Annotated in this window: 19 protein-coding genes; 11 read left to right on the top strand and 8 right to left on the bottom strand. The window is 40.1% G+C overall.

Translation table 11 applies throughout. The features are described from left to right. The first annotated feature begins 1 nt into the window (after nt 1). Both fadA and tusA read left to right on the top strand, forming a co-directional pair. A complete protein-coding gene (gene fadA / locus AC6H44_RS15460; protein WP_500736581.1) occupies nt 2-1,171 on the top strand; it encodes an acetyl-CoA C-acyltransferase FadA in 1,170 nt (389 codons plus the stop codon). Between the two features lie 241 nt (nt 1,172-1,412). Further along, complete coding sequence (gene tusA, locus AC6H44_RS15455; protein ID WP_500736580.1) at nt 1,413-1,652, top strand: sulfurtransferase TusA; 240 nt, start codon at nt 1,413-1,415, stop codon at nt 1,650-1,652. Here tusA and AC6H44_RS15450 read toward each other — a convergent pair. The 8 genes from AC6H44_RS15450 to dnaA form a co-directional block, all read right to left on the bottom strand. After that, on the bottom strand, nt 1,586-2,038 hold the full coding sequence (locus tag AC6H44_RS15450) for an REP-associated tyrosine transposase (protein WP_500736579.1): 453 nt from the start codon (nt 2,036-2,038) through the stop codon (nt 1,586-1,588). The genes tusA and AC6H44_RS15450 overlap by 67 nt on opposite strands. 97 nt (nt 2,039-2,135) lie before the next feature. Beyond that, nucleotides 2,136-2,585, bottom strand: a complete 450-nt coding sequence (locus AC6H44_RS15445) for an early set domain-containing protein (protein WP_500736578.1) — start codon at nt 2,583-2,585, stop codon at nt 2,136-2,138. A gap of 73 nt (nt 2,586-2,658) precedes the next feature. After that, nucleotides 2,659-4,728: a glycine--tRNA ligase subunit beta gene (gene glyS / locus AC6H44_RS15440; RefSeq protein WP_500736577.1), complete on the bottom strand. Its 2,070-nt coding sequence runs from the start codon at nt 4,726-4,728 to the stop codon at nt 2,659-2,661. Nucleotides 4,729-4,730: 2 nt separating this feature from the next. Continuing rightward, a complete protein-coding gene (gene glyQ / locus AC6H44_RS15435) occupies nt 4,731-5,633 on the bottom strand; it encodes a glycine--tRNA ligase subunit alpha (protein WP_500736576.1) in 903 nt (300 codons plus the stop codon). A gap of 141 nt (nt 5,634-5,774) precedes the next feature. After that, the gene (gene gyrB, locus AC6H44_RS15430; protein ID WP_500736574.1) at nt 5,775-8,201 is read right to left on the bottom strand and encodes a DNA topoisomerase (ATP-hydrolyzing) subunit B; all 2,427 of its coding nucleotides are present in this window, start codon (nt 8,199-8,201) and stop codon (nt 5,775-5,777) included. 12 nt (nt 8,202-8,213) lie between these two features. Then, nucleotides 8,214-9,308 (bottom strand): DNA replication/repair protein RecF, encoded by a 1,095-nt coding sequence (gene recF, locus AC6H44_RS15425; RefSeq protein ID WP_500736572.1) that lies wholly within the window; start codon nt 9,306-9,308, stop codon nt 8,214-8,216. A 15-nt stretch (nt 9,309-9,323) separates the two neighbouring features. Then, a complete protein-coding gene (dnaN, locus tag AC6H44_RS15420; protein WP_500736570.1) occupies nt 9,324-10,427 on the bottom strand; it encodes a DNA polymerase III subunit beta in 1,104 nt (367 codons plus the stop codon). 13 nt (nt 10,428-10,440) lie between these two features. Continuing rightward, nucleotides 10,441-11,829 carry a chromosomal replication initiator protein DnaA gene (dnaA, locus tag AC6H44_RS15415; protein WP_500736569.1) on the bottom strand — a complete coding sequence of 463 codons (1,389 nt, stop codon included), beginning with the start codon at nt 11,827-11,829 and terminating at the stop codon, nt 10,441-10,443. A 506-nt stretch (nt 11,830-12,335) separates the two neighbouring features. On the opposite strand from dnaA, the gene rpmH reads away from it, so the two are divergent. The 9 genes from rpmH (at nt 12,336) to rsmG (ending at nt 22,566) form a co-directional block, all read left to right on the top strand. After that, entirely contained in the window at nt 12,336-12,470 is a 135-nt protein-coding gene (gene rpmH / locus AC6H44_RS15410; RefSeq protein WP_008112968.1) for a 50S ribosomal protein L34, read from the top strand. A gap of 7 nt (nt 12,471-12,477) precedes the next feature. Next, nucleotides 12,478-12,903, top strand: a complete 426-nt coding sequence (rnpA, locus tag AC6H44_RS15405) for a ribonuclease P protein component (protein WP_500736567.1) — start codon at nt 12,478-12,480, stop codon at nt 12,901-12,903. 126 nt (nt 12,904-13,029) lie between these two features. After that, entirely contained in the window at nt 13,030-13,305 is a 276-nt protein-coding gene (gene yidD / locus AC6H44_RS15400; protein WP_500736566.1) for a membrane protein insertion efficiency factor YidD, read from the top strand. Nucleotides 13,306-13,313: 8 nt separating this feature from the next. Then, a complete protein-coding gene (gene yidC, locus AC6H44_RS15395) occupies nt 13,314-14,948 on the top strand; it encodes a membrane protein insertase YidC (protein WP_500736565.1) in 1,635 nt (544 codons plus the stop codon). 131 nt (nt 14,949-15,079) lie between these two features. After that, nucleotides 15,080-16,444 carry a tRNA uridine-5-carboxymethylaminomethyl(34) synthesis GTPase MnmE gene (gene mnmE / locus AC6H44_RS15390; RefSeq protein ID WP_500736564.1) on the top strand — a complete coding sequence of 455 codons (1,365 nt, stop codon included), beginning with the start codon at nt 15,080-15,082 and terminating at the stop codon, nt 16,442-16,444. Between the two features lie 390 nt (nt 16,445-16,834). After that, nucleotides 16,835-18,448: an IS1634 family transposase gene (locus tag AC6H44_RS15385; RefSeq protein ID WP_500734997.1), complete on the top strand. Its 1,614-nt coding sequence runs from the start codon at nt 16,835-16,837 to the stop codon at nt 18,446-18,448. Nucleotides 18,449-19,162: 714 nt separating this feature from the next. Further along, on the top strand, nt 19,163-19,612 hold the full coding sequence (gene mioC, locus AC6H44_RS15380) for an FMN-binding protein MioC (RefSeq protein ID WP_500736563.1): 450 nt from the start codon (nt 19,163-19,165) through the stop codon (nt 19,610-19,612). Nucleotides 19,613-20,040: 428 nt separating this feature from the next. Continuing rightward, nucleotides 20,041-21,930, top strand: coding sequence for a tRNA uridine-5-carboxymethylaminomethyl(34) synthesis enzyme MnmG (mnmG, locus tag AC6H44_RS15375; RefSeq protein ID WP_500736562.1), 1,890 nt, complete (start codon nt 20,041-20,043; stop codon nt 21,928-21,930). Nucleotides 21,931-21,945: 15 nt separating this feature from the next. Beyond that, nucleotides 21,946-22,566: a 16S rRNA (guanine(527)-N(7))-methyltransferase RsmG gene (gene rsmG, locus AC6H44_RS15370; protein WP_500736560.1), complete on the top strand. Its 621-nt coding sequence runs from the start codon at nt 21,946-21,948 to the stop codon at nt 22,564-22,566. The last annotated feature ends 2 nt before the right edge of the window (nt 22,567-22,568 follow it).

Raw genomic sequence — 22,568 nt, 5'->3', positions numbered from 1 at the left:
CATGAATAATCCAGTAATTGTAGATTGTATCCGCACACCAATGGGTCGCTCAAAAGGCGGCGTATTTAAAAACAAACGTGCGGAAGATTTAAGCGCTCATTTAATGAAAGGCTTATTAGAACGTAATCCGGCAGTTGACCCTGCGTCAATTGACGATATTTATTGGGGCTGTGTACAGCAAACACTAGAGCAAGGCTTTAACGTTGCTCGTAATGCCTCTCTTCTTGCCGGCATTCCACACTCAGTGCCAGCAACCACAGTTAACCGTTTATGTGGCTCGTCAATGCAAGCATTGCATGACGCTGCTCGCGCTATTATGACTGGCGCTGGCGACACTTACCTAATTGGTGGTGTTGAGCACATGGGTCACGTACCTATGACGCACGGTAACGATTTTCACCCAGGCTTAGCAACATCAATTGCACAGGCTGCGGGCTCTATGGGCTTAACCGCTGAATACCTAGCAACACTTCATGGCATTAGCCGTGAGCAACAAGATGAGTTTGCTTACCGCTCTCATCAACGTGCTCACGCAGCCACGGTTGAAGGCCGTTTCCGCCGCGAAATTTTAGCAATGGAAGGTCACGATGCTGACGGTTCACTTATCCTAGTTGAAGATGATGAAGTAATTCGCCCAGAAACAACGGTTGAAGGTTTATCTCAACTTCGCCCAGTATTTAACCCTGCATCAGGCACGGTGACAGCGGGTACATCTTCAGCACTTTCTGACGGCGCATCAGCTATGTTAGTGATGAGCGAAGAAAAAGCAAAAGAATTGGGCTTACCAATTCGCGCGCGTATTCGCGCTATGGCCGTTGCCGGTTGCGATCCATCAATTATGGGTTACGGCCCAGTACCAGCAACTAAAAAAGCATTGGCACAAGCTGGCATTACTATTGATGATATTGACGTTGCTGAACTTAACGAAGCTTTTGCAGCGCAATCATTACCCGTACTTAAAGATTTGGGTTTAGCCGATGTGGTTGACGAAAAAGTGAATTTAAATGGCGGCGCTATCGCACTGGGTCATCCGCTGGGTTGTTCAGGCTCACGTATCAGCACCTCACTTATTCATTTAATGGAAGATAAAAACGCAAAATACGGTTTAGCGACTATGTGTATTGGTTTAGGCCAAGGCATCGCAACTGTATTTGAACGTGTTCAAGACTAATTAGTGTTGAATATGTAAAACCAGCTTGGTGATTAAAAAGGCGAACTAGCGCAAGTTAGTTCGCCTTTTTTATGCCACCAGCAATGGGGATTTTCTGCGGTTTATATTGTGTGATCGGGTGTAGTAAATTATTTTTAATAAAGCCGATTGATTTACACTCAGCAAAACAGTTAACCAACCGGCTGAATTACGCTAAACTATCCAACCTAACCAAGCCACGACTATTTTTACAGGTAATTTTATGAGCTTTGATAACCCCGATCACCGATTAGATGCCATCGGCCTGCGCTGCCCAGAGCCTGTAATGATGATACGCGCTGCTATTCGTAAAATGAGCGACGGTGAAACACTGCTAATTATTGCAGACGACCCCTCAACCACCCGTGATATACCCAGCTTTTGTACCTTTATGGATCACACGCTAGTGGCCAAAGAAGTTGAAGAATCACCGTATAGGTATGTGGTGAAGAAAGGGTTGTAGTGAATGTAATTTATATGATTCTCTAAATCTTGCTCATCCCGTATTTTGTGCTCCCAATAACGCCGCTGCCAAATTCCCCGCTCACCTTTTGCTATTCGACTATTGTTACAGAACTCTGTTGGGGAAAGTTTTCGAGAGAATCCTGACTTGATGAGTCGCCAACGCATTGCATAATTATCATCGTCTTTAGGTAATTGCCAAATAGCGTGGAGGTGATCGGGCATGATAACTATCGCAATAGTTTTAACTGGATGCTTTTTCACAACTTTTAAATAAACACGACGTAATAATTCTATATGCTCAACGAGCAATGGCCGAGTTCTATCTTCTAAATTTACCGTAAAAAAGTAACATGCGCCGGATTCTAACACTCGTCTATAACGCATGAGGACTTGCCTAAATAATTAAAAAGAAGCTAAAAGTATAGACGGGTTTTAAGAGTACATGTTGGGTTTCGTTTCACTCAACCCAACCTACGGAAATTTACTTCTTAGTTATTGTCACTTTCGGTTGATCATAGTCACTAAAATCAATACTCACGATATAGGTGCCTTTTATAGCTGGCGTATAGCTAAAGTAGTTATAAATGGTATTACAGTCGGCACGGGTTGATTGACCAAGTGTTAAGCTTTGCCCTGCTGGCTGTGAATCGCTGTAACCACAATTAAAACCTTCACTAAAATCTGCATCGGCTATTTTAAATTCGTACACTTTACTTGGGGTCGAAAACTTCACTTGTGCTTGGTAAAGCGCAGGGCCAACTTGTTGAAATTTGTATTGAGGTTCTGCATCCCATAATGTGAAGTCCCCTCTTAAATAAATGGTGCGATCTAACTCAGTTTGAGGTAACACATCATTAATTGAAATTTGGCTGGTACAGGCACTCAGTAAACCAACCAGTGTTAACGTTAAAATTCGTTTCATTGGGGTCATTTTTTATATCCTTTGCATACAGTGAATACTAAAAAGCCAGCATTATGCTGGCTTTTTAAATAGCTATTAGCTGTTATTTTTGTAGTACAGAAATATCTGCAATTTCTAAAAACAAACCACTTAGCTGACTTAAAAGCGCAAGACGATTTTGCTTAACCGCTTCATCGTCGGCCATTACCATGACATTGTCAAAAAAGTTATCAACACTGTCACGAATGCCTGCTAGTTGGCTTAATGCCTCTTGGTAGTTTCCGTCGCTATATAGTGGCGCTAAGTCAATGGCAAATTTTGCCACTTGAGAAGCCAGTACTTTTTCTGCGTCATCAGTTAATAAACGCTGATCAACATCACCTTGCGTAGTAATATTGTTTTTAGCCAGAATATTACTTACACGCTTATTAGCCCCTGCAAGCGATTCTGCGGCGTCTAATGTACGAAAATGACTTACGGCTTTAACACGGCGTTCGAAGTCTACAGGCTTCGTTGGGCGTCGCGCAAGCACGGCTTGAATTACATCGACTTCAATACCTTCATCTTGATACCAAGCACGGAAGCGCCCTAGCATAAAGTCAAACACATCGGTTGATACATTTAGATTAGTCAGCTTTTCGCCAAACAAGGTTTGCGACTTAGCAACCAGGTCTAAAATATCAAGCGGTAGCTGTTTTTCTACCATAATACGCAGTGCACCAATGGCCGCACGACGAAGTGCAAATGGGTCTTTATCACCTTTTGGTGCTTGGCCTATACCAAAAATACCCACCAGCGTGTCAAACTTATCTGCAATAGCAACTGCGCAGCTGATCAAATTAGTTGGTAAGTTGTCACCGGCAAAACGAGGCATGTATTGCTCGTTTTGTGCTACTGCGACTTCCTCTGCTTCACCATCGTGACGAGCGTAATGCATTCCCATTACACCTTGTACGTCGGTAAACTCCATTACCATTTCGGTCATTAAATCGGTTTTACTTAATAAGCCAGCACGCGCTGCTAGTGCTTTGTCGGCACCAAGTTGCTCTGCAATGTAACCAGCCAATTCACTAATACGCTGTGACTTATCTTTAAGCGTACCAAGTTGTTTTTGGAACAATACACTATCAAGAGATTCTAAACGGCTTTCAAGGGTTTTCTTTTTATCGGTTTCAAAGAAGAACTGCGCATCAGCTAAACGCGGGCGCACGACTTTTTCGTTACCAGAAATAACCACACTGGGATCTTTACTTTCGATGTTAGAAACAAACAAAAACTTATTTAAAAGTTTGCCGTCTTGGCCTAATAACGGGAAGTATTTCTGATCGTCCTTCATGGTATAAATTAGTGCTTCAGCAGGTACATCTAAAAATGCTTCTTCAAATGTAGCTGTTAACGTTACTGGCCATTCTACCAGTGAGGTAACTTCTTCAAGTAAATCTTCATCCATAGCTACAACGGCATTAACTGCTTTCGCTGCGTCTTCTATTTGCGCGCGAATTTGTGCTTTACGCTGTTCGTAGTCAGCTATAACGTAAGCTGATTTAAGTACGTCAAACACATCATCAGCATGGTTAATGCTAATTTTTTCTGGATGATGAAAACGATGGCCTTGTAGTTGATTGCTCACTTGCTTACCGAGTATCTCACCTTCTATTAGTTCACTACCGAATAAAATAGTTACCGTATGCACTGGGCGAATAAATTGTGTTTTATTTGCGCCCCAACGCATTGGTTTAGGAATAGGTAACTTAGCGAGTGCTTTGCTTATAGCGTCAGTCATTAACGTTTTGGTTTCTTGCCCTGCTACTTTAGCAATGTGCAATAACCATGCGCCTTTATCGGTTTCGAGTGTTTGCGCATCTTTTACTTCAATTCCACAACCACGTGCCCAACCCATAGCGGCTTTAGTTGGGTTGCCCTCAGCGTCAAATGCCGCTTTAGTTGCTGGGCCGCGTTTTTCAACTTCTTTGTCTTGTTGTTTAGCGTCAAGTGCTTTTACTTGTAAACCTAAACGACGAGGCGACGCATACCAGCTAACACCTTGGTGACCTAGTTCTAAGCTTTCTAATTCTGCTGTTAAATTTGCAGCAAAGGCTTCGGCTAATTTACGAAGTGCTTTTGGTGGCAACTCTTCGGTGCCAATTTCTACTAATAAATTTTCTGCTGACATGCTTACTTATCCTTACACAGCGGGAAACCGAGTGCTTCACGTGCATCGTAATAACTTTGTGCACACGCTTTTGATAACGCACGAACGCGTAAAATATAACGTTGACGCTCGGTGACTGAAATAGCATGACGTGCGTCTAATAAGTTAAACGCATGCGATGCTTTCATTACTTGCTCATAAGCAGGCAGTGGTAAGTTTGCTTCAATTAACTTTTGGCTTTCTGCTTCGCACTTATCAAACTGTGCAAATAAGTCTTCTACGTTTGCATGTTCAAAGTTATAGGTTGATTGCTCAACTTCATTTTGATGGAACACGTCACCGTAAGTTACGCGTCCAAATGGGCCATCTGCCCATACTAGGTCGTAAATGCTATCTACGCCTTGAATATACATTGCTAAACGCTCTAGGCCGTAAGTAATTTCACCCGTTACCGGTGAGCATTCTAAACCGCCCACCTGCTGGAAGTAAGTAAACTGCGTTACCTCCATGCCATTTAACCAAATTTCCCAACCTAGGCCCCACGCACCTAATGTAGGTGACTCCCAGTTATCTTCTACAAAGCGCACTTCGTCAGTTAGGGTATCAATACCTACAGCAGCTAAAGAACCTAAGTAAAGCTCTTGAATATTGTCTGGTGATGGCTTTAACACAACTTGGAATTGGTAGTAATGTTGTAAACGGTTTGGGTTCTCACCGTAACGACCATCGGTAGGACGACGACACGGTTGAACGTATGCGCTCGACATTGGCTCTGGGCCAATTGATTTTAAAAATGTTTGCGGGTGAAATGTCCCTGCGCCCACTTCCATGTCAAGTGGTTGAATAATGACACAGCCTTGCTGTGCCCAATAATCCTGTAAAGCCAGGATCAAACCTTGAAAGGTTTTAACGTCATATTTTTGCATATTTGGCTTTTTACTATCTGAGAAGTAGCGTGAAAATTACCCTCAGTATACCTTGTGCACACTCAGGTTTTAAGCAGTTTGTGCAATTGAAAAAATAAAAAAGGAGCCTAAGGCTCCTTTTATGTAATTACACTAATTTAATTATACGTCTAAATTAACCACACGCAGTGCATTAGCTTCTATAAACTCACGACGAGGCTCAACTTGATCGCCCATTAAGGTGGCAAATAATTGATCTGCAGCAACAGCATCTTCAATCGTTACTTGCAACATGCGGCGTGCGCTTGGATCCATGGTGGTTTCCCACAGTTGGTTTGGATTCATTTCACCCAATCCTTTATAGCGTTGAATATAGATCCCACGCTTAGATTCTGCGATCATCCATTCTAATGCATCCACAAAGTTATCAACAGGTTTTGTTTTTTCTCCACGTTGGATATAAGCACCCTCGGTGATGATGTTTGCTATATTTTTACCTGTTACAGCAATACGTTGGTAGTCTTTTGAGGTAATAAAGTCATAATGAAGTACATGCGCTTTATCCACACCATGCTGACGAATATTCACAACCGGATAATATAAATTACGCTCTGTATCATGCTCAGTTCCTGCATGGAAAATTGTAGCATCTTCATCACGTACTATTAAGTCATCAACCAGTTCTTTAGTCCAAGCAATGACCTTAGCTTCATCTAAAAGGTGTTCTTTTTTCAGTTCACTTTGGTAAATCAAACGATTCATAACCGTGTTTGGATATTTACGCTTTAAACGCTCAATAACTTTAACGGTATTTTGATAATCATGAACAATCGCTTCTAATGCATCACCATCAACGGCTTCAGCATTTTCACCTGTATATAAAGCAGCATTGCTAAGTGCTAAAGAAGTTAAGTAATCAACTAAAGCAGGATCGTCTTTTATATAACGCTCTTGCTTGCCTTTTTTCACTTTATAAAGTGGTGGCTGAGCAATATAAATATAACCGCGCTCAACAATTTCAGGCATTTGACGATAGAAAAATGTCAGTAGCAAAGTACGAATATGTGAACCATCGACGTCCGCATCGGTCATGATAATAATACGATGATAACGTAATTTTTCAGGATTATATTCGTCACGACCAATACCACAACCTAAAGCAGTAATTAGCGTTGCCACTTCTTGTGAAGACAGCATTTTATCAAAACGTGCTTTTTCTACGTTTAAAATTTTACCTTTAAGCGGGAGAATTGCTTGGTTTTTACGATTACGACCCTGCTTGGCTGAGCCGCCAGCTGAGTCACCCTCCACTATGTATAGTTCAGATTGTGCGGGATCTTTCTCTTGGCAATCGGCTAATTTACCTGGTAAACCAGCTAAATCCATAGCACCTTTACGGCGTGTCATTTCACGGGCTTTACGCGCTGCCTCACGCGCACGTGAAGCGTCAATGATTTTACCAACAACAATTTTTGCATCAACGGGATTTTCTAACAAAAACTCAGTAAACTTCTCTGCCATCGCTTGCTCAACTGCAGATTTCACTTCACTAGAAACGAGTTTATCTTTTGTTTGTGATGAGAATTTTGGATCTGGCACTTTAACACTTACAACCGCAGTTAAGCCTTCACGTGCATCATCGCCGGTTGCATTACTGGTTGTTTTAGCTTTTTTATTAAAGCCTTCTTTTTCCATGTAATTATTAAGCGTACGCGTTAATGCAGATCTAAAACCAGCTAAGTGAGTCCCCCCATCGCGTTGTGGTATGTTATTTGTAAAACAGTAAATGTTTTCTTGGTAAGCGTCATTCCACTGCATTGATACTTCAACACTAATACCATCTTCTGCACGTTCATGAGTAAAGTGGAACACCCCTTTATGAATAGGTGTTTTATTACGGTTTAAATACTCAACAAAGGCACGAATACCCCCTTCATATTTAAAGTGTTCTCTTTTATTCTCTTCGCGTTCATCACTTAAAATAATACTTACGCCTGAGTTCAAAAACGATAGCTCGCGTAAACGCTTAGCTAGAATATCGAAATGATAATCAAGGTTTGTAAATGTTTCGCCACTTGGCCAAAAACGTATTTCGGTACCGGTTGATTGAGAATCACCAATTACAGCCAATGGTGCGTCAGGAACACCCATGGTATAACACTGCTCATGCAATTTACCTTCACGACGAATAGTTAGTTTTAACTTTTCTGATAATGCATTTACAACTGATATACCTACGCCATGCAAGCCACCTGATACTTTATAAGAGTTATCATCAAACTTACCACCAGCATGGAGTACGGTCATAATTACTTCAGCTGCAGATATCCCTTCCTCTTCATGTATAGAAGTTGGTATACCACGGCCGTTATCTTTTACAGATACCGAACCGTCTAAGTGAATAGTGACATATATATCATCACAGTGACCAGCTAAAGCCTCATCGATAGAGTTATCAACGACCTCAAACACCATGTGGTGCAAGCCCGTACCATCATCGGTGTCCCCTATATACATTCCAGGACGCTTTCTTACTGCATCTAATCCTTTAAGTACTTTAATACTCGACGAATCATAATTCTCAGACATGGTTAATCCCACTTATCTTGTTATTAGGTTGCCATGTTTCACGTGGAACATTTTTAGTTCTCGTTTCATGGGTTCCACCACAGCAGAAATACTTTCAGACAAAATTGAAGAAATAAATATTTGAGAACTGCAATGTGTCAATAACTGACCCACTTTCCCTTTTGCATCTTCGCTTAACTCTGAAGGTAAATCATCTATTAGCAATATAGATTGCTTATCGGTCTCTGACTCAATTAAACTATTTTGCGTTACTTTTAACGCATACAACAACAGCTTTAATTGCCCGCGTGAAAATATATTTTCAACACTGCTGCCAGCGACACTAAAACTAAAATCAGCCTTATGAGGGCCCTTACTAGTAAAACCTTGGCGAGCATCTCGCTCAAAGCTTTGCTCTAAAGCGTCACTAAGAGATTCGCTATCTTTCCAACCCGCATTAAAGCTGATTTTTAAATCGCGTATTAGCGTTAATTCTGCACACATTTTATCAAAAAACTGCTGCTTAAACCTAGTTATATACGCGATTCTTAATTTATTTATTTGTTCAGCCAGTCTAACAAATTCTTTGTCCCAAAACTTGATTTGGTCAAAATAATTCTTAGGCTTAGATTTCAGCAATGCATTACGTTGTTTAAGCACTTTATTAAACGATTGCCACAAGAAAAAAAACTCATGATCCACGTGGAACAAACCTAAGTCTAAAAACTTTCTGCGTTCTTTAGGGCCTCCAAAAAACAGCGAATAGCTTTCAGGTGTAATTACTTGTACCGGCATCAGCTGAGCAAGTTCAGAGACTTTACGGCTCGCTTTACCCTGTATTTTTAAGTTAGTTTCGCCTGCTTGATTTTTGCTTATTCCTATGGGGATCGATAAATCGTATAACGATTTTCGGCCATGAATAACAAACTGATCTTGCTGGTGAGCTATAATGCTTTTGTGTTTAGAAGTTCGAAAAGATTTGCCGTGAGAAAGGTAATATATCGCCTCTAAAAGGCTGGTTTTTCCGCTGCCATTTTCACCATAAATTATATTAACGCCGTCAACGGGTTCTAGCGTCAGCGCCTCAATATTACGAAAATATTTGAGGCTCAAATGACTTAAGCTCATTATGTATTAATAATCTTATAAACGCATTGGCATAACAACGTACATCGCTTCTTCATCACCAGCACCTTCTATAAGCGCACTGCTATTTGAATCTGCAAGTGTAAATAATACATCTTCTGTTTTTAATGTATTTAATACATCAAGCACGTATGACACATTAAATCCTATTTCTAGGTCATCACCCTCGTACATAACCTCGACAACTTCTTCAGCTTGTTCTTGCTCTGGGTTATTGGCGGTAATTTTTAGTAAACCGTTTGATAAATTTAAACGCACACCACGAAACTTTTCATTAGATAAAATAGATACCCGTTGAAATGCATTACGCAACCATTCACGATTAGCCGTAATTACCTTATCTCCGCCGCGTGGTAAAACACGTCGGTAATCAGGGAATCGACCATCAACTAATTTACTGGTAAAAGTAAATTCAATATCAATAATACGAATATGGTTGGCACCAAACTGAATTGTCACTAATTCTTGATCGGCAACCATCAGGCGCATAATTTCCTGCACACCTTTACGCGGTATAATTAATTGACGCTGCGTATTTAATGACTGCCCAAGTTGCTTTTGAGCAATCGCTAAACGATGCCCATCAGTGGCTACTGTTTTTATATCGTTGTTATCAACTTCAAACGACATGCCGTTTAAGTAATAACGCACATCTTGGTTTGCCATTGAAAAGTGTGTGCTTTCAAGTAATTTACGCAACTCTAAACGCGTTAGTTGAAACTCAACCTCACCATCCCACTGCTCTAAATTAGGAAAGTCTTCGGCAGCCAATGTAGCCAAAGAAAAACGACTTTTACCACTAGTTAAAAGTAATTGATGGTCTTGCAAGCTCAAAGTAAGGTCTGATCCATCCGGTAAACTTTTACAAATATCGAGTAATTTTTTAGCCGGTAGCGTAAGCTTAGTATCAGCGATATCATCACCAACAAACACACTCGCCACTAACTCAATTTCAAGGTCGGTCCCTGTCATCGAAAGCTGGCCATTTTCTACCACGAGTAATACGTTAGATAAAATAGGTAACGTATGCTTACGCTCAATAGCACCCGATACTTGTACCAATGGTTTTAAAAACTGTTCTCTTGATATTGTTATTTGCATAATAAAGTCAGCCCTAAGATGACAATGTTCTTATTAAATTTTGATAATCTTCTTTAATTTCGTGGCTTTCGTCACGTAATGATTTAATTTTTCGACAAGCATGCAATACTGTTGTGTGGTCGCGCCCACCAAAAGCGTCTCCAATTTCAGGTAAACTATGATTAGTAAGCTCTTTAGAGAGTGCCATAGCGACTTGACGAGGCCTTGCTATGGAGCGACTACGGCGCTTGGAGAGTAAATCAGACACGCGTATTCTATAGTATTCTGCAACCGTACGTTGAATATTGTCTATAGTGACTAGTTTATCTTGCAATGCTAATAAATCGCGCAGTGCTTCTTTTACAAAGTCGATAGAAATTGGGCGGCCGGTAAAGTTTGCATTAGCAATCACTCGGTTTAATGCACCTTCCAGTTCACGTACATTCGAACGTAATTTTTTAGCAATAAAAAACGCCACTTCGTGTGGTAAATTAATTTTACTTTGTTGGGCTTTTTTCATCAAAATAGCAACGCGAGTTTCAAGCTCAGGCGGCTCAATCGCGATAGTTAATCCCCAACCAAAACGTGATTTAAGGCGGTCTTCAACCCCTTCAATCTCTTTTGGATAGCGATCTGAGGTTAAAATAATTTGCTGGTTACCTTCAAGTAATGCATTAAAGGTATGAAAAAATTCTTCTTGCGAGCGCTCTTTATTGGCAAAAAATTGAATATCATCAATCATGAGTGCATCAACACTACGGTAATAACGCTTAAACTCTTCTATCGCATTGTTTTGCAGTGCTTTAACCATGTCTTGAACAAAGCGTTCTGAATGCATGTATACAATTTTTGCATCTGGCTTATTAGCCATAATGCCATTGCCTACCGCATGTAATAAATGCGTTTTACCTAAACCCGTTCCACCATATATAAAAACAGGGTTAAATGCAGAGCCTGGGTTGTCTGCTACCTGAGTGGCGGCCGCTTTTGCTAATTGGTTAGACTTACCTTCAACAAAACTATCAAAAGTATAGTTTTCTTTAATATTTGATTTATATATTGATTTAGGTGCAGGCTCCACAACCGGTTTTTGTTCTCGTGGTTGTTGTTTTGCCGTTGCTTGCGTGCTTGACGTTGATTGTGTTTCAACTACTGACGAGACTTGTGCATTTAATAGTGGCTTGCTGCCAACATCAAAGCGTAATTCTGGGGCTTCTACACCACAAATTTCAATCAGTAGTTCATTTATTCGATTTAGATACTTTTCTCTTACCCAATCAAGTACAAAACGATTAGGTGCATAAATCGTCAAGGTATCTTCGGTACTTTCTGCTTGTAGTGGTCTTACCCACATACTAAATTGCTGCGAGGGCAATTCATCTTGCAATACATATAAACAACTTTGCCAAACCGACAGATACACAGTAAAACTCCCAGAGATATAATTTTTATTCCCGCACATCAATAATGATTACAAAATCACACCTATATTGCGTTTAAATGGCCCAATAAGCAGCCCAAGACCCACTATTATGAATGCACTTTATCCACAAGTAAAAGATTGATTTTTACAAAATTGTTGATATCGATGTATAAACATAGTAACAAGCTGATTTAAGTAGCTTTTTATTTTAAAGCTTGATTAGCGATCATAACAAAACTGGTCACAGATCGCGACAATAATTTATGATCTAATTGACTTTTCCCATGCTTTTATTCACTTTTTATACAGGGGCTGTGGAAAACTTCTTATTTATGATGATCCTATAAGATCATGAAAAATGATCATAAATAAACATGCCTCACGATGTGTATTATGATTGACTTTTCAACACTTCATCTATAATATCTCGCGCTCGCAATGGCACCTGTGTCAGGATCGCGACCTGCATAGGATGTTTTAACTTTAACCGATCGGATGAGATTGTTATGAAAAGAACTTTTCAACCTAGCGTTTTAAAACGCAAACGTACACACGGTTTCCGTGCTCGTATGGCAACTGTAAATGGCCGTAAAGTATTAGCTCGTCGCCGTGCTAAAGGCCGCAAAGTTCTTTCTGCTTAATATATAAGTGGAAGACTTTAGCTTTGGCAGGGAGTTACGTCTGTTAACTCCCTCGCATTACTCTCGCATATTTAACGAACCCGCTCGGGCTGCAACTCCTTTCTTTACCCTATTAGCAAAACCAAGTGATCAATCTACACCAAGATTAGGGCTTACCGTTGCTAAAAAACGAGTAAAAAAGGCATGTCAACGAAACCGTATTAAACGTCTTGCTCGCGAAAGTTTTCGTTTAAACCAACATACTCTCGATAATATTGATATTGTGTTGATGGTTAAAAGTGGCATTGATGAACAGTCTAATGAAGAACTAACCAAACAGTTAACAAAATTGTGGCGTAAAATTAATGAACGCTGCAAGCCTGGTGCCCCTAAACCGCCACCATTTAAGAAACGAGTAAACAAATCAGCTAAATCACCTAAACAAACCCAATAGCAATAGAATTATAGGGTTAATTAAGGTATCTTTAGCTCACCTTTTAATCATGCGTTTAAAATCTCATAGTGAGTCTTTAAATACATGGTATCTATTTACTAAACATAATGTAGGGGCATGAACAACATGAGGTTATTTAAACCACTTGCTGCTTTACCAACACGTTGTTTAGTTTTATTTATCCGCGGTTATCAAAAGTGGATTAGCCCGCTGCTAGGTCCGCATTGTTGTTTTAATCCAACCTGCTCTAGCTACGCTATTCAAGCAATTAATTTGCATGGTGCAGTAAAAGGCAGTTGGCTCACAGTTAAACGCATATTAAAATGCCATCCTTTACATTCAGGTGGAGACGATCCCGTACCTGAAAAATTAACCCGTATTAACCACCAACACGAGAAATAAGAGCTGTTATGGAATCGCAACGCACGTTTTTATTCATCGGCCTGATGCTAGTGTCGTTTTTATTATTTCAAGAATGGAATAATGACTACAACGCGCCAAAAGCCGATCCTAGTGCCACTACACAGACACTAAAAGAAAATTCACCAGAATCAGATGATTATATTCCAACGTCATCGGACTCAGGTTTACCTGCTTCAACAACTTTAGCCAAACGTTCTGTTATAAAAATTAAAACAGACGTTTTTAAAGTTAAAATCGACACCAAGGGTGGTGATATTGTTGAATCAGATTTACTCCAGTATGAAGAAGTAAAAGGCGAAGAAACGCCTTTCATGCTACTTGGTGAGTTTGATGGTAATCAATACTTTTCACAAAGTGGTTTGATTGGTTTAAATGGTCCTGATGCATCAGCAAATGGTCGTCCGACTTACCAATCAGAACAGACATCTTACACTTTAACCGGTGATGAGCTTCGCGTTCCTCTTCAGTTTATAGATAGCAACGGTGTAAGCTTTACTAAAACATATGTATTCAAAAAGGGTCAATATGATGTTGGCTTAGAATATAAAGTTAACAACACCACCAGCACGCCTATCCAGGTTCAGCTTTATACACAAATTAAGCGCACCGTCCAGGACAAAGGGAGTTTAGTTGATCAAAACTATTTAGGGGCTGCCTATGGAACTGATGAAGAAAAATACGAAAAGTATAGTTTTTCAGATATGGCTGATAAAAACCTAAACATAAATACCCAAGGTGGTTACGTTGCCTTTATTCAGCATTACTTTGTTAGTGCTTGGGTACCTATGCAAGATCAAGCTAATACACTTTATAGCTTAATTACTAAAAGTAATGCCGCTATTATTGGTGTGAAAGACGAAGCGGTAAATGTTCAAGCAGGGAGTGAGCAAATACTTACTGCTACTTATTACATGGGCCCTAAAGAGTCAGACAAACTTGAAGCGATTCATCCAAATTTAGATTTAACCGTAGATTACGGTTGGCTTTGGTTTATTTCTCAACCTTTATTTGTACTGCTAAAATGGCTATACAGTATTTTAGGTAACTGGGGTGTAGCAATTATTGCCATCACAATTATTGTTAAATCGTTAATGTACCCACTTACTAAAGCGCAATATACATCAATGGCTAAAATGCGTGCATTACAGCCTAAAATGAAAGCGCTAAAAGAAAAGTATGGTGACGACCGTCAAAAATTCGGCCAAGCGACCATGGAAATGTACAAAAAAGAGAAAGTAAACCCTATGGGTGGCTGTTTCCCTATTTTACTACAAATGCCAATTTTCTTAGCCTTATTTTATGTATTTTTAGAGTCTACCGAACTACGTCATGCTGAGTTTATATTTTGGCTAACTGACCTTTCTGCGAAAGACCCGTTCTACGTACTACCTATTTTATTTGGTTTAAGTATGTTTGTGACGCAAAAATTACAACCAATGACAGTAACCGACCCGATGCAGCAAAAGATGATGACCTATATGCCAGTTATTTTCTCTGTATTCTTTTTATGGTTCCCATCTGGTTTAGTACTTTACTGGTTAGTATCTAACCTTATTTCTATTGTCCAGATGTTGATCATCTATCGTGGCATGGAAAAGAAAGGTATTAAAGTAAGGGGCTAACTTAGCAACTACTTATATAAAGGCGACTTAGGTCGCCTTTTTTATTGCCAATTTTATAACAGCATTCGCGAGTACCTATTTGATAGGTTACAATAGCGCCATTACGTTATTTAAGTTGGCAAATAAACCGCATGATCAATCACGATACTATTGCAGCACAAGCAACCGCCCCAGGCCGAGGTGGTGTTGGTATTATTCGCGTTTCAGGAAACCTAGCCAAACAGGTCGCTGAAAAAATAATAGGCAAAATCCCTAAAGTTCGCTACGCCGACTATGTGCCATTTAACACCCTTGCAGGCCAGCAACTTGACCAAGGTATTGCGATTTACTTTGCCGGTCCTAACTCATTTACCGGTGAAGACGTACTCGAACTGCAAGGTCATGGCGGTCCCGTTGTTCTTGATATGCTACTTAAAGAAATAAGTAAAATAGAGGGTGTGCGTTTAGCTAAGCCTGGGGAATTCTCAGAGCGTGCCTTTATGAACGACAAGCTTGATTTAACTCAAGCAGAGGCCATTAGCGATTTAATTAATGCAACCAGTGAGCAAGCAGCTAAAAGCGCTCTGCAATCACTTCAAGGCCAGTTCTCTAAACATATAGAGACCTTGGTTGAAAAAGTCATTCACTTGCGTATGTATGTGGAAGCGGCTATTGACTTCCCCGACGAAGAAATCGACTTTTTATCTGACGGGAAAGTCGCTGGTGATTTAAATGCCATTATTGAACAACTTAATAATGTAACTAATCAAGCCAAACAGGGCAGCATAATGCGCGAAGGCATGCGAGTCGTTATTGCGGGTCGCCCTAACGCCGGTAAATCGAGTCTACTTAATGCCCTAGCAGGGCGAGAAGCCGCCATTGTAACCGAAATAGCCGGCACAACCCGTGACGTATTACGAGAGCATATACATATTGATGGTATGCCACTGCATATAATCGACACCGCAGGCCTGCGCGAAAGCCCAGACAAAGTTGAGAAAATAGGTATTGAACGCGCATGGGATGAAATAAAACAAGCCGATCGCGTGCTGTTTATGCTTGATGGCACTGATACCAAAGATACCGACCCACATGCTATTTGGCCAGAGTTTATGGCCAAACTACCTGCTGGCATGGGCGTGACTGTGATCAGAAATAAAGCCGATTTATCGGGTGATGAAGTCGGCATGAGTGAAAATCAGCAATACCCTGTGATCAGTCTAAGCGCTAAAAATGCTGATGGTATAGAGTTAGTTCGTACTCACTTAAAAGCATGTATAGGTTTTGATGGCGCCACAGAAGGTGGCTTCATGGCTCGTCGTCGTCATTTAGATGCACTGGAGCATGCAGCTCATCATTTATATACCGGTAAAACACAATTAGAGATGCACGTGGCCGGTGAAATCCTCGCTGAAGAACTACGTTTAACACAAAACTACTTAAACGAGATCACTGGCGAATTTACCTCTGATGATTTGCTTGGCAAAATATTTAGCTCGTTTTGTATCGGTAAATAATAGAATTAGTAAGTAACTATAAAATTATTAAGGGCGCTTAGGTGCCCTTAATAATGCCTAATATTTATAAAAACACCTCATATAGCTGTGTTTTAATTATCCACATTGAACATAAAAAAAACTTAGAATAGCAGCTTATATTGGCCTAAATTTGCCTTTAAAAATGTACTTAAGGGGTGAATGGGATCAAAAATCACATCAAATAGCAGATTAAACACCTCCATTTATAGTACAAAAGCAAGCCTAATTATGCTTATTTATCTGTCATTCCGCACCCTAAATCTGAATTAAATTAGTTCATTAAATGAGCGGTTGATCGAATTTTGTTAAAAAATACTTGACGGCGATCTCTATATTTGATCTATTACTCTCTTTTGAGAGCGCGTATTTATGTCTATCCCTTATGCCCAAAAACTCGAACACCACGGCTTAGTTGCTGGATTTTGTCACGATCTAGGTTTTGTCGATATGATTGATAACGCACTCGGTGGCGTGGCGCCTGAGCGCAACATCAGTTGTGGTCAATTAGTGTTGGCTATGGTGCTAAACGGCCTAGGTTTCACTGGCCGCACACTGCATATGTACAGCGAGTATTTTCAAGGCAAGCCGCTTGATAGATTAATTGGTGAAGGCGTAAAGTCCGAGCACATCAACGACGATGCGCTTGGTCGCTGTTTAGACACCTTATATGAATACGGCGTATCGAAGCTGTATCAGCAATTGGGTGAGGCGGTGGTAGAGAAATTAGGGTTACAAACCGAAGCTTTACACCTTGATTCAACAAGCTTTCATTACGATGGCAAAGCGACAAGCGAGCCTGATGATGACGAACCAAAACCTATCCGTATCGCGAAAGGTTATTCGCGCGACCATCGCCCTGAGCTCAACCAAGTGATACTCAATCTTATCTGTGAGAACCAGTCAGGCATTCCGGTTTATATGAAGCCTGCCAGTGGCAACAGCAATGATATGGAAGGCTTTAAACAGATTGTAAAGGCACATATTGGCAGTTTAAAAGCCGCGCAAGCCAGCCGCTACTTTGTGGCCGATGCCGCCTTGTATGTGCAAGAAACCATTAAAGATTTACATACTCAAGGCCAACTGTTCATTACGCGGGTACCGCAAACCCTCAAAGAAGCTAAAACCCTTGTTAAGCAAGCGCCTAACTTGAATTTCACCCCTATCTCACCTGGCTATGAAGGCGTGAGTTATGACAGTGAATACGGGGGGGTGAAACAAAAATGGCTACTCATTCGCAGTGAGCAGGCGTATAAGCGAGAGCAGCATAACCTGAACAAGCGTATGCTAAAAGCCGGAGAAGTTGCCCGCAAAAGCTTTAAAAAACTGTGCCAACAACGCTTCGTTTGCCAAAATGACGCACAAAGCGCCCTTATAAAATGGCGAGGTAAACAAGCGGTATGTGATGTGGATGCAAATGTTGTTGAAGTAGCCATTTTTAAGGGAGCAGGACGCCCTAAACTCGGACAATCTCCTGAGCGTATCGAATACCAGATTACGGGTGCATTATGCACACCTCTGGCATCCAGAAAAGCCGCTTTACAACAACTGGGTTTGTTCATTATTGCCACCAATGATGTTAGCGACCATCTTGACATGGCAAACTTGCTGAGCAGCTACAAAGCGCAGCAGAATGTAGAAAAAGGCTTTCGATTCTTGAAAAGTCCCGACTTCCTTACGAGCGCTATTTACCTGAAAAAGCCTGAGCGCATTGAAGCGTTACTCATGGTAATGACTTGCTGCCTAATGGTGTACGCGGGGTTAGAGCATCAAATTCGCAAAACCTTGGTCGAGAAAAACTGCTACTTCCCCACAATGAAATACAAGCCGGGCCAACGCCCCACGGCACGCTGGGTGTTCCAGTGCTTCGAGCATATCATCATAATGTATTGGCCTGATAAGCCACCCATGGTGGCGAATATGCAGCCGCGCAATCAAACCATTGTTGATTGCTTGGGTGAAAAATATCAGCGGATTTATTCTTAAAATGGGTGCGGAAGATCGGATTTATCACTCTAAACGTTCATCTGTAGCATTGGCTATCCAACTTAGAACATTAATATTTATCGAGCCATAAAAATAAAATGTACCTAAGATAAACTTTTGATCACCAACAACACCCGCAAAAAGCAGTTAAATAGTCTGTTTAAATCACCCAAATTTATTTTTTTGTAGATCAGTTATCCACAATTAGCTGTTTTTTTGCCTCAGCAAAAAATTAAATGCCTTTAAAATGACAATATAGGCTGTATTTAATTAAAAAAGGGCTGTTTATAAACAATAATAATGGTTATTTAGTCTATTCTGACTAAATAGATCATTTTTTAAAATTATTTTCGATCCCTATTTTGGGTTATCAACAAGCTTTGTATCCACACTAAGATCAACAAGTCAAAATTTGCTTATTTATGAGCACTAAAAGTTAATCCGCAATATAAGATCAATAACTTAGCAAGCTACTTTTAATCTAAGCCAATAGTTAAGCAGAGCTTTACCCAACCTTATCAACAACTTGATCAGAAGATTACATTTGAATATATTTTGTTAAGCCATTAATAATCAATTACTTAAATAGTAATTTTAACTCTAGGCTTAAATAACGACAAAAATAGTTATACAAAATAACACTCTTAACTTTACTGTTATGTTCACTAAGATATTATAGGCAGTAATTAAAACTTATTAAGATCATCATTATTCATGAGTTCAGTAAATATTATCGTTGGCAGCCAAATGGGATCCGCTGAGTACGTTGCAGAGCAATTAAGCGATGCACTTAACGAACAAGGCATTAAGACTCAAATACATGATCAACCTGAATTTAATATAATAGATCAACAAAATACTATTTGGTTAATTTGTACATCAACTTATGGCGCAGGTGATTATCCAGACAATTTAATTAGTTTTGTGAATGATGTATCCCAAGCAGATGATCTTTCTCATTTGAGGTATTCGGTTATTGCACTTGGCGATACCAGTTATGACACCTACAACCTTGCAGGACGCAATATAGATGCACTTTTGAGTCAAAAAGGCGCAGTAAAGGTAGCGCAGCGGTTAGAATTAAACATTCTTGATGAAGCGCTGCCAGAAGATACCGCTTTAGCTTGGTTAAACTCATGGATAGTACAAACAGGTTTAAAATAAAAAGATCAAGTAAAAAGTTATAAATAAAGTTACCCACAATTTACTAATAATTTACCAGATTTTGTGGATAAACACTGATTAAACTGCTTTTTTAGCTATGCTTATCCATGGGATAAGATCGTGTCCAGATCGACTTGTGCATAACACCCTGTTTTGATCAGAGCTTATTTGCCTGAAGATCCGATCATACTAACACCTTTAGATCCGATCTAATTGTATGTTTTTAATGATGATCTAAAGCTTATCAACAGAAAACCCGATCAGTAGTAGTAATAGTAATAAAAGATCTCTTTGAAAGATCCTTTATATTATTAGAGATCACTTACTTAGATCTTGAGCACTGTTTAATCATTTATCTTCTGCTAATTTCTAGGTAGAATACGCTCCCTTTTGAAGTTTACTGGTTTGATTTAAGTAGGATCCCATTAATGATTTTTCACGAAAATTTTGACGTTATCGTAGTAGGCGGTGGACATGCAGGCACTGAAGCCGCATTAGCAGCTGCCCGTATGGGGATGAATACCCTGCTGCTAACTCACAATATGGATACACTTGGTCAAATGTCATGTAACCCAGCAATTGGTGGCATTGGCAAAGGTCACTTGGTTAAAGAAATTGATGCCCTTGGTGGCGCAATGGCTCAAGCGATTGACAAAGGCGGGATCCAATTCCGTACGCTTAATTCTTCTAAAGGCCCTGCTGTACGAGCTACTCGTGCTCAGGCAGATCGTGCGTTGTACAAAGCAGCTATTCAAACCACACTTCAAAATCAAGAAAATTTAAAGATTTTTCAACAATCATGTGATGATCTTATTGTTGAAAACGATCGTGTAATGGGTGTAGTTACGCAAATGGGTTTACGTTTCAGTACACCGAGCGTAGTACTGACCGTAGGTACATTTTTAGGGGGCCAAATTCATATTGGTCTTGAAAACTTTAAAGGTGGCCGTGCAGGCGATCCTCCTTCGATTGCATTAGCTGATCGTTTACGTGAACTTCCATTTAGAGTGGATCGTTTAAAAACAGGCACACCACCACGTATTGATGCCCGGACTGTTGATTTTTCTAAAATGCAAGAACAACCAGGCGATGCACCCACACCGGTATTCTCATTTATGGGTAAACAAAGCGACCACCCACAACAAATTCCGTGTTACATCACTTACACGAATGAAAAAACACATGATGTTATTCGCAAAAACTTACATCGCTCACCTATGTATTCAGGTGTTATTGAAGGCATAGGCCCACGTTACTGTCCATCAATTGAAGATAAAATTGTCCGTTTTGCAGATAAAGATAAGCATCAAATATTTGTAGAGCCAGAAGGCTTAACCTCATACGAGTTATACCCTAATGGTATTTCAACCAGTTTACCGTTTGATGTGCAGTTAGACATTGTGCAATCGATTACTGGTTTTGAAAATGCACATATTTGCCGTCCTGGTTATGCGATTGAATATGACTTTTTTGATCCGCGTGATTTAAAACAATCACTAGAGACAAAATTTATTGATGGTTTATTCTTTGCCGGTCAAATCAATGGCACCACGGGTTACGAAGAAGCTGGAGCGCAAGGTTTAATTGCCGGTTTGAATGCGGCATTACAAGTGCAAGGTAAAGAATCGTGGACGCCACGTCGTGATCAAGCCTATGTAGGTGTACTAATTGACGACTTAACAACACTGGGCACGAAAGAGCCGTACCGCATGTTCACAAGCCGTGCTGAATACCGTTTATTATTACGTGAAGATAACGCTGATATTCGTTTGACAGAAAAAGGCCGCGAACTAGGTTTAGTTAACGATGAACGTTGGCAAGCATTTAACGAAAAAATGGACGTGATCGCCAAAGAGAAACAGCGTATTAAAGATACTTGGATCCACAAAGATCACGCCATGGTTAACAAAGTAAATGAATTACTTAAAACCCCACTTGTACGTGAAGCTAACTTAGAAGAATTGTTGCGTCGCCCTGAAGTGCGTTATAACGAGTTAATGGCGATTGAAGGGCTGGGATCTGAATTTACTAACCAGGCCGCTTTAGAGCAGGTTGAAATTCATACTAAATACGCCGGTTACATTGTGCGTCAGCAAGATGAGATCAATAAGCAGCTTCGCCATGAAGAAACAATTTTACCCAAAGAGTTTGATTATAAAACCGTCTCTGGTTTATCAAACGAGGTTGTTGCTAAGCTGATTGAGGCTCGTCCAGACACTATTGGCCAAGCCTCGCGTATTTCTGGTATCACCCCAGCGGCGATTTCGCTATTATTAGTGTATCTGAAAAAGCAAGGCTTGTTGCGCAAAACAGCGTAACGGTAAAGGTACAGTGTGTTACAGCAACAATTAACAACTTTGTTAGCGCAAACTGATATTGCGCTAACACAAAAACAACAGCAACAATTCGTCCGCTATGTCGAATTATTAGATAAGTGGAATAAAGCCTATAATTTAACCTCAGTACGTTTACCTCAAGAAATGATGGTTAAACATATAATGGATAGCTTAGTTGTTGCGCCTCACTTGACCGGTCATCATTATATTGATGTTGGTACTGGTCCTGGCTTACCAGGTATTGTATTGGCTATTGCCTTACCTAATACGCAATTTGTATTATTAGATAGTTTAGGTAAACGTGTACGTTTTTTAATGCATGTTAAACATGAGCTAGGCCTTGATAATGTCACTCCTGTGCAGTCAAGAGTTGAAGAATATCAGCCAAGTGTTAAATTAGATGGCGTACTAAGTCGTGCATTTGCATCGTTACAAGATATGATTGACTGGTGCTGGCACTTAATTGATCATTCAGGTAAGTTTATTGCGCTTAAAGGGGTGTTTCCAAGTGAGGAATTAGATTCACTCCCTGCTGGTGTTAAGTTTGAGCAAAAAATTGCATTACAAGTACCAGATTTAGATGCACAACGACATTTAATTATTCTTTCTAAAGACTAGGG

The sequence above is a fragment of the Pseudoalteromonas sp. TAP-3C genome (genome assembly GCF_059888565.1).
This window is presented reverse-complemented; position numbering and strand designations above follow the sequence as displayed.